At 73.9% G+C, this 11,507-nt stretch carries 11 protein-coding genes, 1 rRNA gene and 1 pseudogene; 10 read left to right on the top strand and 3 right to left on the bottom strand.

What is annotated here, in order from left to right:
• Positions 1 to 135: 135 nt before the first annotated feature.
• The 3 genes and pseudogenes from rrf (at position 136) to AC27L3_RS29345 (ending at position 2,344) form a co-directional block, all read left to right on the top strand.
• Positions 136 to 252 (top strand): 5S ribosomal RNA (rrf, locus tag AC27L3_RS29355).
• Between the two features lie 97 nt (positions 253 to 349).
• Positions 350 to 1,051 (top strand): annotated as a pseudogene (locus AC27L3_RS29350) (hypothetical protein); the annotation flags it as partial.
• Between the two features lie 528 nt (positions 1,052 to 1,579).
• Positions 1,580 to 2,344: a tetratricopeptide repeat protein gene (locus AC27L3_RS29345; RefSeq protein WP_487237090.1), complete on the top strand. Its 765-nt coding sequence runs from the start codon at positions 1,580 to 1,582 to the stop codon at positions 2,342 to 2,344.
• A 94-nt stretch (positions 2,345 to 2,438) separates the two neighbouring features.
• Here the strand turns inward: AC27L3_RS29345 and AC27L3_RS29340 are convergent, their stop codons facing one another.
• Positions 2,439 to 3,740 carry a DUF1015 family protein gene (locus AC27L3_RS29340; protein ID WP_487237089.1) on the bottom strand — a complete coding sequence of 434 codons (1,302 nt, stop codon included), beginning with the start codon at positions 3,738 to 3,740 and terminating at the stop codon, positions 2,439 to 2,441.
• A 77-nt stretch (positions 3,741 to 3,817) separates the two neighbouring features.
• Between AC27L3_RS29340 and AC27L3_RS29335 the strand changes: the two genes are divergently transcribed.
• On the top strand, positions 3,818 to 4,834 hold the full coding sequence (locus AC27L3_RS29335; protein ID WP_487237088.1) for an HAD-IIA family hydrolase: 1,017 nt from the start codon (positions 3,818 to 3,820) through the stop codon (positions 4,832 to 4,834).
• Positions 4,835 to 4,881: 47 nt separating this feature from the next.
• On the opposite strand, the gene AC27L3_RS29330 is transcribed toward AC27L3_RS29335, so the two are convergent.
• Positions 4,882 to 5,901: an ABC transporter substrate-binding protein gene (locus AC27L3_RS29330; RefSeq protein ID WP_487237087.1), complete on the bottom strand. Its 1,020-nt coding sequence runs from the start codon at positions 5,899 to 5,901 to the stop codon at positions 4,882 to 4,884.
• A 74-nt stretch (positions 5,902 to 5,975) separates the two neighbouring features.
• Here AC27L3_RS29330 and AC27L3_RS29325 point away from each other — a divergent pair, with 74 nt between their 5' ends.
• From AC27L3_RS29325 to AC27L3_RS29315, 3 genes are read left to right on the top strand one after another with little or no spacing between them, the layout of a single operon-like run.
• Entirely contained in the window at positions 5,976 to 7,043 is a 1,068-nt protein-coding gene (locus tag AC27L3_RS29325; RefSeq protein WP_487237086.1) for a FecCD family ABC transporter permease, read from the top strand.
• Positions 7,040 to 8,095, top strand: a complete 1,056-nt coding sequence (locus AC27L3_RS29320) for a FecCD family ABC transporter permease (protein WP_487237085.1) — start codon at positions 7,040 to 7,042, stop codon at positions 8,093 to 8,095. The genes AC27L3_RS29325 and AC27L3_RS29320 overlap by 4 nt, the downstream gene beginning before the upstream one ends.
• 11 nt (positions 8,096 to 8,106) lie before the next feature.
• Positions 8,107 to 9,006 (top strand): ABC transporter ATP-binding protein, encoded by a 900-nt coding sequence (locus AC27L3_RS29315; RefSeq protein WP_487237084.1) that lies wholly within the window; start codon positions 8,107 to 8,109, stop codon positions 9,004 to 9,006.
• Here AC27L3_RS29315 and AC27L3_RS29310 read toward each other — a convergent pair.
• Positions 8,954 to 9,301 (bottom strand): alkyl sulfatase C-terminal domain-containing protein, encoded by a 348-nt coding sequence (locus AC27L3_RS29310; protein WP_487237083.1) that lies wholly within the window; start codon positions 9,299 to 9,301, stop codon positions 8,954 to 8,956. The genes AC27L3_RS29315 and AC27L3_RS29310 overlap by 53 nt on opposite strands.
• A gap of 69 nt (positions 9,302 to 9,370) precedes the next feature.
• On the opposite strand from AC27L3_RS29310, the gene AC27L3_RS29305 reads away from it, so the two are divergent.
• The 3 genes from AC27L3_RS29305 to AC27L3_RS29295 all read left to right on the top strand — a co-directional run bounded on the left by AC27L3_RS29305 (position 9,371) and on the right by AC27L3_RS29295 (position 11,425).
• Positions 9,371 to 9,616 carry a hypothetical protein gene (locus AC27L3_RS29305; RefSeq protein WP_487237082.1) on the top strand — a complete coding sequence of 82 codons (246 nt, stop codon included), beginning with the start codon at positions 9,371 to 9,373 and terminating at the stop codon, positions 9,614 to 9,616.
• Positions 9,617 to 9,629: 13 nt separating this feature from the next.
• Positions 9,630 to 10,436: a TlyA family RNA methyltransferase gene (locus tag AC27L3_RS29300; RefSeq protein WP_365968994.1), complete on the top strand. Its 807-nt coding sequence runs from the start codon at positions 9,630 to 9,632 to the stop codon at positions 10,434 to 10,436.
• Between the two features lie 83 nt (positions 10,437 to 10,519).
• A complete protein-coding gene (locus AC27L3_RS29295) occupies positions 10,520 to 11,425 on the top strand; it encodes an NAD kinase (protein ID WP_487237081.1) in 906 nt (301 codons plus the stop codon).
• Positions 11,426 to 11,507 lie beyond the last annotated feature (82 nt).

Raw genomic sequence — 11,507 nt, 5'->3', positions numbered from 1 at the left:
TTTGCTCGCGTCCACTGTGTGGTTCCCGGATAACGAACAATCGTGCCGGTTGAACCAGTAACACCCTAAACTGAAGAGTGTGCTTGTTCGCTGCTCTGTTCGAGAGCTCTGCCATGGCAGGGCATCCGATAGAGTTTCGGTGGTCATAGCGTTAGGGAAACGCCCGGTTACATTCCGAACCCGGAAGCTAAGCCTTTCAGCGCCGATGGTACTGCAGGGGGGACCCTGTGGGAGAGTAGGACGCCGCCGAACAATCTTTGCAAGGACCCCTGGTCCCAGCGTTCAGCTGGGACCAGGGGTCCTTTGTTTTTGCCTGAAGCGCGCCTGTCACCAGGGTGCGCGAGAATGAATGCGGTACCTGAAGACAGGAGTCACGTCGATGTCCACCAACTCTCCCGACGACCGGTCGGGCGGCGAGCCGCGCCGCGGAGGCGCCCGCGGTCCCCGTGGCGGCGGCTTCGGCCGTCGTGACGACCGCGCCGGCGGCTTCCGCCGCGACGACCGTGGTGGTTTCCGCCGTGACGACCGTCGCGACGACCGCCGTGACGACCGTGGCCCGCGCCGCGACGACGACCGCGGCGGCTTCCGCCGTGACGAGCGTCCGGGTGGCGGCCGTCCGACCGGTGGTTTCCGCCGTGACGACCGCGACCGTGGCGGCTTCGGCCGTCGTGACGACGACCGCGGCGGCTTCCGCCGTGACGAGCGTCGTGACGACCGTCGTGATGACCGTGGCCCGCGCCGCGACGACGACCGTGGTGGGTTCCGTCGCGACGACCGCGGTGGCCGTCCCACCGGTGGCTTCGGCCGCCGCGATGACGACCGTGGCGGTTTCCGTCGCGATGACCGCCGTGACGAGCGTCCCGGTGGCTTCCGTCGCGAGGACCGTCCGTCCTTCCGCCGTGACGACGACCGTGGCGGTTTCCGCCGCGATGAGCGTCGTGACGACCGCCGCGACGACCGCCGCGACGACCGCCGCGACGACCGCCGTGACGATCGCGGTGGCTTCGGCCGTCGCGACGACCGTCCGGCTGGCGGTTTCGGCCGTCGTGACGACCGCGACCGTGGCGGCTACGGTCGCCGCGACGACGACCGTGGCGGTTTCCGCCGTGACGAGCGTCGTGACGACCGCCGTGACGACCGTGGCCCGCGCCGCGACGACGACCGTGGTGGGTTCCGCCGCGACGACCGCGGTGGCCGTCCCACCGGTGGCTTCGGCCGTCGTGACGACGACCGCGGCGGTTTCCGCCGTGACGACCGCCGCGACGAGCGCCGTGACGACCGTGGCCCCCGTCGTGACGACGACCGTGGCGGCTTCCGTCGCGACGACCGCCGCGACGACCGCGGCCCGCGCCGTGACGACGACCGCGGTCCCCGTCGTTCCTTCCGTGACGACCGCCAGGGCGGCGGTCGCGGCGGGTTCCGCCGCGACGACCGCCGTGACGACCGTTCCGGTGGCTACGGCCGCCGTGACGCCCGGGACCGGGACCGTGACCGCGGCGACCGCGAGCCGGTCAAGCGTCTGCCCATCCCGGAGGACGTGACCGGCGAGGAGATCGACAAGGACGTCCGGCAGGAGCTGATGAGCCTGCCCAAGACGCTCGCCGAGGACGTGGCCCGCAACCTCGTCATGGTCGCCCGTCTGCTGGACGAGGACGCCGAGCAGGCCTACGCCTACTCCCGCGTCGCCCTGCGCCTGGCCTCCCGCGTGGCGGCCGTGCGCGAGGCCGCCGGCTTCGCCTCGTACGCCACCGGCAAGTACTCCGAGGCGCTGGCCGAGTTCCGTGCCGCCCGCAGGATGACCGGCTCGGTCGACCTGTGGCCGGTGATGGCGGACTGCGAGCGCGGCATGGGCCGCCCCGAGCGGGCGCTGGCCATGGCCGGCGAGCCCGAGGTGCAGAAGCTGGACAAGGCCGGTCAGGTCGAGATGCGGCTCGTCGCCGCCGGTGCCCGCCAGGACCTGGGTCAGGCGGAGGCCGCGGTCGTGACGCTGCAGAGCCCCGAGCTCGCGTCGAACTCCGTCCAGCCGTGGACGGCCCGCCTGCGCTACGCGTACGCGGACGCGCTGCTGGCGGTCGGCCGTGAGGGCGAGGCCCGCGAGTGGTTCGCGAAGGCTCTCGAGGCGGACCAGGGCGGCACCACGAACGCCTCCGACCGGCTCGCGGAGCTGGACGGCATCGAGTTCACGGACGCCCTCGACGAGGAGACGTCCGAGGAGACGCCCGAGGAGACGGTGGCGGAGAAGCCCGAGGCCGAGAAGGCCACGGAGGCCACGGAGACCGCGGAAGCCGCTGAGCCCGCGGAGACCGAGTCCGAGGGCGCCGAGGACCGGCCCCGGCAGGACTGAGGCCGACAGCCGTCGCTCATGACGCATGACGCCGGAGGGCGGAACCCCCACAGGGGTTCCGCCCTCCGGCGTTTTCCGACCGGTCCGCGCCGGGTCAGTCCAGGGCCAGGCTCCGCAGCACCAGGCCCGTGGCCGGCTTCGGTCCGAACGAGGTCGACTTGCGCGGCATCGTCACGCCCTGCTCCGCCAGCTCCCGTACGACGTCCTCGTGGACCGGGTGCATGAGGACGGCCGTCGCGTCGTGGCGCTCGGCCTGGGCGACGACGGCGGCGGTGTCGTGGATGTAGCCGATGTGCTCGGGGTCGTCCGGCACCTGCCAGACGTGTTCGAGCAGCAGCGAGTGCAGCACCGTGGCGTCCAGCTCGCGCCAGGCGCGCGGGCGGTCGCCGGGCACCGTGCGGGCGAGCAGGGCCGGGTCGGGGCGGTCCAGGAGGTGGTAGCGGCCGTCGCCGGCGAGGACGAAGGCGTTGTTGCCCGGTTCGGTGGCGGCCCGGGCCAGGGCGTCGAGGGCGTCCTGCAGGGAGCCCTCCAGGGTGCGGACCCGGAAGGCGTCGCCGAGGGCGGCGAGCGCCCGGGAGGCGGGCAGCTGGTGCAGCAGGCGGTGGATCGCCCGTACGCGCAGCGGGTAGCGGGCGGTGTCGACGAGCAGGACCAGGCCGAAGTCCCAGGGGCCGGGTGCCGGTTGTTCGGCGTGCAGGCGCAGGTAGGTGGCCCAGCGGTGGTGGCCGTCGGCGATGAGCGCGTGCTGGTGGGAGAGGTCGGCGTCGATGACGGCGAGGTCGTCGGCGTCGGTGACGGCCCACAGGCGGTGGGCGTAGCCGTCCTCGGTGGTGGTGGACAGCAGGGGTTCGGTGGCGGTGACGCGCTCGATGACGCCGGCGGCGCCCTCGGTGCCGTCGCCGTTGCCGCGGTAGGAGAAGAGCAGGGGTTCGAGGTTGGCGCCGGCGCTGCGCATCAGGGCGGCGCGGTCCTCGATGATGTGGGGCATGACGTCCTCGTGGGGCAGGACGATGCCCTCCTCGCGGGGGGTCAGGCGCAGGGCGCCGATGAGGCCGCGCTGGAGTATGCCTTCGCCGCGCTGTTCGTAGACGTACAGCGCGGGTTCGGGGTCGGCGGCGAGGATGCGTTCCTCCTGCCAGCGGCGCAGGGTCTCGGCGGCCTGCCGGTGCCGGTCGGCGGCGGTGGCGGCCTGCGGGAGGATGAGCCGGACGATGTTGTGCGGGTCCGCGGTCTCCAGGTGGCGCAGTCCGTCGGGCCGGACGACGACGTCGTACGGTGGGGAGGTGACGGCAGCGAGGCTGCCCACCCTCTCGGGGACGTAGCGCAGTCCTCGGAATGGGGCGAGACGAAGTCCCCCTGCTACCGGTTCGCCGTTGCCGTGGCCTGAAGTGCTCATTGTGAAATGTTATGTCTCCAGCCCGGATGAGCAATGATCCGGGAGGAGACGTGCAGCACAAAGGAGCGATCACAGCCATGAACCACACCGTGCGACTGCGGCCCGAGGGCAGCGAGCGGCCGCTGGGCGCCGCCTACGACACGGCCCTGCTGGATCTGGACGGTGTGGTCTACGCCGGCGGCGCGGCGATCGCCTACGCGGTGGAGTCGCTGGAGCGGGCCCGCGAGGACGGCATGCACCTGGCGTACGTGACCAACAATGCCGCGCGCACGCCGCAGACCGTGGCGACCCATCTGACGGAGCTGGGGGTGCCGGCCGCGCCGGAGGACGTGATCACCTCGGCGCAGGCGGTGGCCCGGCTGATCGCCGATCAGGTGCCGGCCGGTGCCAGGGTGCTGGTGATCGGTGCCGAGGGGCTGCGGGTGGCGCTGGCCGAGCGCGGGCTGGTGCCGGTGGACTCGGCGGACGACGACCCGGCGGCGGTCGTGCAGGGCTACGGCGGGCCGGACATGCCGTGGTCGCGGCTGGCGGAGGCGTCGTACGCGGTGGCGCGCGGGGTGCCGTGGTTCGCGTCCAACACCGATCTGACCATTCCCACCGGGCGGGGCATCGCGCCGGGCAACGGGGCGGCCGTGCAGGCCGTGCGGATAGCCACGGGTGCGGAGCCGCAGGTGGCGGGCAAGCCGCGGCCGCCGATGCACCGCGAGACGATCCTGCGCACCGGGGCCGAGCGGCCGCTGGTGGTGGGGGACCGGCTGGACACGGACATCGAGGGCGCGCACGTCGGCGGGGTGGACTCGCTGCTGGTGCTGACCGGTGTCACCACGGCTGCGCAGCTGCTCGCGGCGGCTCCGGAGCACCGGCCGACGTACGTCTCCGAGGACCTGCGGGGTCTGCTGGAGCCGCACCCGGCGGTGGTGGACGGCCGGTGCGGCGGCTGGTCGGCGTCGGCCGGTGACGGGGAGCTGGTGCTGGAGGGCGAGGGCGCGCCGATCGACGGGCTGCGGGCGCTGTGCGCCGTGGCGTGGACGGTGGCGGGCGAGGGGGCCTGCGCCCTGGACGCCGCGAAGGCGCTGGCGCGCCTGGGGTACTGAGCGCCCGGTGGTGACGGTGGGCCGGGATGCCCGGCCCACCGCGCCGCTCAGGTCGTCTTCCCGGCCTTGCGGAGGGCCTCGGCGAGGTTCTCCAGGAGCGGGGCGCAGCCGGCGTAGGAGAAGCGGGTCTCGCTGAGCCAGGGGGAGACCTGGCCGGCCCGGACGGCGGGCAGCTTCGCCCAGGTGGGCCTGGCCGCGAGGTCCTTGGGCTGCAGGGCGGAGGTGCGGCTGTCGAGAAGGATGAGGTCGGCGGCGTACCGGTCGGCGTTCTCCCAGCTCAGGCTCTCGAAGTAGCCGCCCTTGTCGAGCTTTTGCGGGACGACGAGGTCGACGCCGAGCTGACGGAAGTACATGAGATCGGCGTTGACGGCCGGGTTGGAGACGTAGAACAGGTCGGCGCTGCCGGAGGCGGCCATGACCTTGACCGGGTTGTCCTTGGCGGCCTTGCGCACGGCCTCGGCGGCGGCCTCGAAGCGGGCCTTGGCGTCGGTGACCTTCTTGGCGTTCAGGTCGGCGCCGAGGGCGGCGGCGAGTTCGGCGTTGCGCTTGATGGGGTCGAGCATCGGCACGCGGGCGGCGGTCAGGCCGATGCTGGGGGCGAGGCCGAGGATCTTCTTCTTGCTCTCCTCGGGGACGTACCACAGCGCATCGGGTTCGAACATGTTGCTGACGAGGAGTTCGGGGTTGAGAGCCGCGTACTTCTCGATGTTGAACTCGCCCCAGGTGTTGCCGAGCACGGTGAGCTTGTCGACGTCGAGGTCGCCGGCCTGCGGGTCGGGCTTGCCGTCGGACAGGCGGGTGGGGCCGAAGACGCCGGTGCACTCGACGCCGAAGTCGTGCAGGGCGGCGGCGGTGCCGGTGAAGGCGACGATGCGCTTGGGGGTGCGGTCGAGCCGTACGGTCCGGCCGCGGTCGTCCTTGAAGCTCCACGGACCGCCGCCCTTGCCGCCGGCCCCGCCGCCGGAGTCCTTCGTTCCACCGCAGGCGGCGAGCAGGGCGCCGATGCCGAGGGCGCCGCCGGTGGCGAGGAGACCGCGACGGGTGAGGGTGGGGGAGGTGGTGCTCATTTCGGTGGCGCTTCTCTTCCGTGACGGGTGGGGCCCGGGAGGGGGTCGATGGAAGGTTAGGCTAACCTAACGTCGTGTTGGTCGACAGTCCCCCTCCCCCCACCGAGCACCCCACCGGGCAAGCCGCCGGGCCCGCCGCGCCCGTGCCGCGCCGCAGGGCCGCGCACGCCGCCGGGCTCGTCGCCGCAACGGGCCTGCTCCTACTGGCCGTCGCCGCCTCCCTGGCCGTCGGCGCCAAGCCGGTCCCGCTCGACGCGGTCTGGCACGGCCTGTTCCACTACACCGGCACCGACACCGACGTCGTCGTACGGGACGTGCGCGTGCCCCGCACGCTCCTCGGCGTCCTCGCCGGTACCGGCCTGGGGCTCGCCGGCGCGGTGATGCAGGCCCTCACCCGCAACCCGCTCGCCGACCCGGGACTGTTCGGCATCAACGCCGGTGCCGCCGCGGCCGTCGTCTCCGCCGTCACCTTCCTCGGCGTCACCTCGCCCGGCGGCTACGTGTGGTTCGCCTTCCTCGGCGCCGCCCTGGTCTCCGTCGTCGTCCACGTCCTCGGCGGCACCAGGAGCGCCACGCCCGTACGCCTCGCCCTGGCCGGCACCGCCGTGACCGCCGCCCTCAACGGCTACGTCTTCATGGTCGAGCTGTCGGACTCCGCCGCGCTGGACACGATGCGCTTCTGGACCGTCGGCTCGTTCGCCGCCGCCACCGGCGGCACCGTCGCCCAGGTCGCCCCCTTCGCCGCGGCCGGCGCCCTGCTCGCCCTGCTGCTCGCCCGGCCCCTGGACGCCCTCGCACTCGGCGAGGACCACGCCAGGGCCCTGGGCACCCGGCCCGCCCTCGTCCGCGCCGCCGGCCTGCTCGCCGTCACCCTGCTGTGCGGCGCCGCCACCGCCGCCTGCGGGCCCATCGCCTTCGCCGGGCTGATGGTCCCCCACCTCGTGCGCACCTTCACCGGCCCCGGCCTCGGCCGCCTGCTGCCGTACACGGCCCTGCTGGCGCCCGTCCTGATGCTCGCCTCCGACGTCCTCGGCCGCATCGTGGCCCGGCCCTCGGAGGTGCAGGCCGGCATCGTCACCGCACTCATCGGCGGCCCCCTGTTCGTCCACCTCGTCCGGCACCGGAGAACGGCCCAGCTGTGACCGCCACCAAGACCCCCCGCCCCCCGCGCGTCCTGCGCACACCAGGCGGCCTCTCCGTACGCCTGCACCCGCGCCCGGTCCTCGTCGTCGCGCTGCTCCTGGCCTGCGCCCTGGCCGCCTCCGTCGTCCTCATCGGCAGCGGCGACTACCCGATGGAGCCCGGCGACGTCCTGCGCACCCTCACCGGAGGCGGCACCGGAGCCCAGGAGTTCATCGTCCGCGAGCTGCGCCTGCCGCGCGTCGTGGTCGGCCTGCTGGCCGGCGCCGCCCTCGGACTGGCCGGCGCCGTCTTCCAGTCGGTCACCCGCAACCCCCTCGGCAGCCCCGACGTCCTCGGCCTCGCCCAGGGCGCCACGACCGGCGCGCTGCTGGTCATCGTGCTCCGGCACGGCGACACCGCCTCCGTCGCCGCCGGGGCCGCGGCCGGCGGCCTCGCCGCGGGCGCCGCCATCTATGCGCTGGCCTGGCGCAAGGGCGTGCACGGCTACCGGTTCGTCCTCGTCGGCGTCGGCGTGGCCGCCGTCCTCACCGCCCTGATCGGCTACCTGCTGACCAAGGCCGGAATCACCGACGCCGCCCGCGCCACCGTCTGGATGGTCGGCTCCCTCACCGGGCGTGGTTGGGAACAGGTGTGGCCGCTGCTGGGCGCCTGCGCCGTCCTCGTCCCGCTCGCTCTCGGCCACGGCCGGTCGCTGCGGATGCTCGAAATGGGCGACGACACGGCGTATGCGCTGGGCGTGCGCGTCGAGCGCGTACGCATCGGCGCGCTCGGCACCGCCGTCCTGCTGACCACCGCGGCCACCGCGGCCGCCGGCCCCATCGCCTTCGTCGCCCTCGCCGCCCCCCAGCTCGCCCGGCGGCTCACCCGTGCCCCCGGCCCCAACCTGTTCGCCGCCACCTGCACCGGCGCGGCCCTGCTGACCGGGGCCGACCTGGCCTCGCAACGGCTCTTCGGGGCCGACCGGCTGCCGGTGGGGGCGTTCACCGGCATGGTCGGCGGCTGCTACCTGCTGTGGCTGCTGTTCACCGAGCGGCGGGCGGGGCGCATATGAACACCGCGCACATGACCGCGCACATGAACGACCGGACCAGGAGCCAGACCACCGTGAGCCGACTGCGGGCCGAATCCGTCACCCTCGCCTACGACGGGCGCACCATCGCCGAGGAGCTGTCGGTCACCGTGCCCGACCACTCCTTCACCGTCATCGTCGGCCCCAACGCCTGCGGCAAGTCGACCCTGCTGCGCGCACTGGCCCGCATGCTCAAGCCGCGCGCCGGGGCCGTCCTGCTCGACGGCGCCGCCATCGGCTCGTACCCCGCCCGCACCGTCGCCCGCACCCTCGGACTGCTGCCGCAGTCCTCCGTCGCCCCGGACGGCATCACCGTCGCCGACCTCGTCGCCCGCGGCCGCCACCCGCACCAGGGGCTGCTGCGGCAGTGGTCCGAGGAGGACGAGCGCATCGTCTCCGAGGCCATGGCCGCCACCGGCGTGGCCGCCCTGGCCGACCGGCACGTCGACGAACTCTCCGGCGGGCAGCGGCAGCGGGTCTGGATCGCCATGGCCCTCGCCCAGTGCACGCCCCTGCTCCTGCTGGACGAGCCCACCACCTACCTCGACATCCAGCACCAGATCGACCTGCTCGACCTGCTCGCCGACCTGCACGAGGACGAGGGGCGCACCCTCGTCGCCGTCCTGCACGACCTCAACCAGGCCGCGCGCTACGCGACGCACCTGATCGCGATGCGGGACGGGAAGGTCGTGGCGGCCGGGCCGCCCGCGCAGATCGTGACCGCGGACCTGGTGGAGGAGGTCTTCGGGGTGCGCTGCCAGGTCGTCGACGACCCGCAGAGCGGGACCCCGCTGGTCGTCCCGGCGGCCCGCCGCAAGGGGGCTGCCCGCCGGAAGGGCGCTAAAGGATCGAGCGCAGGCGCAGCACGTCCTTCAGGGACGCCTTCAGCCTGACCCGGCCGCTCGCCCACGCCTTCGCGAAGTTCAGCTTGCCGTCCACCAGGGCCAGCAGGTCGTCCCCCGACATCTCCAGGCGGATCTCCGCCCGCTCCTCGGGGGCGCCCTGCCGCGTACGGACCTCCCGCAGGTGGCCCTCGCGCAGGTGACCGGTGAAGGTCACGTCCAGGTCGGTGACGTGGCAGCTCAGCGAGCGGTCGAGCGCCGCCGCGCGGCGCACCCCGTCGCTCGCCTCGGCGAGGTTCTGCGCCAGCCGGTCCAGTGCCGCCAGGCACTCCTCAATGGTCGCCATCGCCAAGGACGGTACCCCACGAGCGGCGCCGCGCAGGAGAAGCCGCCGCCGCGGGGTAGCGTCGGAGCCATGACCGACGACGTCAGTGACGACATGAGCGACGAGCCGGGGCCCGGGCCGCGACCGCTGGGCCAGGAGCGGATCGCCACCGGCCATCCCGGCGTCGACGCCGCGCTGGAGCGGCTGGCCGACGCCGACGACCTCGACGTCGGCGCCCACCCCCAGGTGTACGAGGATGTACACGAGGGGCTGCGCCGAGCGCTCGCCGCGCTCGACGAGGCCCCCACGTCGACACACGCCGATCACAGGAGCTGAACCGCACGTGGCAGTGACCCGCCGCCGACTCGACGCGGAGCTGGTGCGCCGCAAGCTGGCCCGTTCCCGCGAGCACGCGAGCCAGCTGATCGCCGCGGGCCGGGTGACCGTCGGCGGCACGACGGCGACCAAGGCCGCCACCCAGGTCGAGACCGCCGCCGCCATCGTCGTCGCCCAGGACGACAGCGACCCGGACTACGTCTCCCGCGGCGGGCACAAGCTCGCCGGCGCGCTGGCGGCCTTCGTGCCGCGCGGCCTGAAGGTCGAGGGGCGCCGCGCCCTGGACGCGGGCGCCTCCACCGGCGGATTCACCGACGTGCTGCTGCGCTCCGGTGCCGCGCACGTCGTCGCCGTCGACGTCGGGTACGGGCAGCTCGCCTGGTCCCTGCAGAGCGACGAGCGCGTCACCGTGAAGGACCGTACGAACGTACGCGAGTTGACGCTGGAGCAGATTGACGGCGAGCCCGTCGATCTGGTTGTCGGTGATCTGTCCTTCATCCCGCTGGGACTGGTCCTGCCCGCCCTGGTGGCCTGCTCGGCGCCCGACGCGGACCTCGTCCTCATGGTCAAGCCGCAGTTCGAGGTCGGCAAGGAGCGGCTCGGCACCGGCGGCGTCGTCCGCAGCGCCGAACTGCGCGCCGAGGCGGTGCGCGGCGTCGCCGCGCGCGCCGCCGAGCTCGGGCTCGGCGTACTCGGGGTTACCGCGAGCCCGCTGCCCGGGCCGTCCGGCAATGTCGAGTACTTTCTGTGGCTGCGCGCCGGTGCGCCTGAACTGGACCCGGCGGATGTCGACCGTGCAGTGGCGGAGGGGCCCCGTTGACCACTTCAAAAGCACCATCAGCACCATCATCAGCAGCAGCACCGGAAGCATCGGCAGTACCGGAAGCATCGGCAGCGTCGGCAGTGTCGGCTGAACGCACTGTTTTCCTGCTCGCCCACACCGGACGCCCGGCCGCGATCCGCAGCGCGGAGCTCGTGGTGCAGGGGCTGCTGCGCTGCGGCATCGGCGTGCGGGTGCTCGCCGAGGAGGCCGCGGACCTGCCGCTGCCGGCCGCCGTCGAGCGTGTCGAGGCGGGGCCGGGCTGCGGCGATGTCCTGGCGGGCTGCGAGCTGCTGGTGGTGCTCGGCGGCGACGGCACGCTGCTGCGCGGCGCCGAGTTCGCCCGCAGCTCCGGGGTGCCGATGCTGGGCGTCAACCTCGGGCGCGTCGGCTTCCTCGCCGAGGCCGAGCGCGACGACCTCGACAAGGTCGTCGACCGGGTCGTCACCCGCGACTACGAGGTCGAGGAACGCATGACCCTCGACGTGCTCGTGCGCACCGACGGCCATGTCGTGCACACCGACTGGGCACTGAACGAGGCGTCCGTGGAGAAGGCGGCCCGGGAGCGGCTGCTGGAGGTCGTCACCGAGGTCGACGGGCGGCCCGTCTCGCGCTTCGGCGGTGACGGGGTGGTGTGCGCCACCCCGACCGGGTCCACGGCGTACGCCTTCTCGGCGGGCGGGCCGGTGGTGTGGCCCGAGGTGGAGGCGCTGCTGATGGTCCCCATCAGCGCGCACGCCCTGTTCGCCAAGCCGCTGGTGACCGCGCCGGACTCGGTGCTGGCGGTGGAGGTGCAGCCGCAGACGCCGAACGGGGTGCTGTGGTGCGACGGGCGGCGCAGCGTGGAGCTGCCGGCGGGGGCGCGGGTGGAGGTACGGCGGGGGGCGGTGCCGGTGCGGCTGGCGCGGCTGCACCATGCGTCGTTCACGGATCGGCTGGTGGCGAAGTTCGCGCTGCCGGTGGCTGGGTGGCGGGGGGCGCCGCACTGAGCTCTTGGGGTGGGGGTGGGTGCCGGGTGCGGGGGGGGGGGGGGGGGGGGGGGGGGGGGGGGGGGGGGGGGGGGGGGGGGGG

It is taken from the genome of Streptomyces sp. PKA51, assembly GCF_057552455.1.
Note: the sequence above shows the minus strand (reverse complement) of the source record. Positions and strands in the feature narration are given on the sequence as shown.

Bases quoted from the DNA above. Each gene is read 5' to 3' on its own strand.
- AC27L3_RS29345 (WP_487237090.1), top strand. From the start codon at position 1,580: ATGAGCCTGCCCAAGACGCTCGCCGAGGACGTGGCCCGCAACCTCGTC.
- AC27L3_RS29340 (WP_487237089.1), bottom strand. From the start codon at position 3,740: ATGAGCACTTCAGGCCACGGCAACGGCGAACCGGTAGCAGGGGGACTT.
- AC27L3_RS29335 (WP_487237088.1), top strand. From the start codon at position 3,818: ATGAACCACACCGTGCGACTGCGGCCCGAGGGCAGCGAGCGGCCGCTG.
- AC27L3_RS29330 (WP_487237087.1), bottom strand. From the start codon at position 5,901: ATGAGCACCACCTCCCCCACCCTCACCCGTCGCGGTCTCCTCGCCACC.
- AC27L3_RS29315 (WP_487237084.1), top strand. From the start codon at position 8,107: ATGACCGCGCACATGAACGACCGGACCAGGAGCCAGACCACCGTGAGC.
- AC27L3_RS29310 (WP_487237083.1), bottom strand. From the start codon at position 9,301: ATGGCGACCATTGAGGAGTGCCTGGCGGCACTGGACCGGCTGGCGCAG.
- AC27L3_RS29305 (WP_487237082.1), top strand. From the start codon at position 9,371: ATGACCGACGACGTCAGTGACGACATGAGCGACGAGCCGGGGCCCGGG.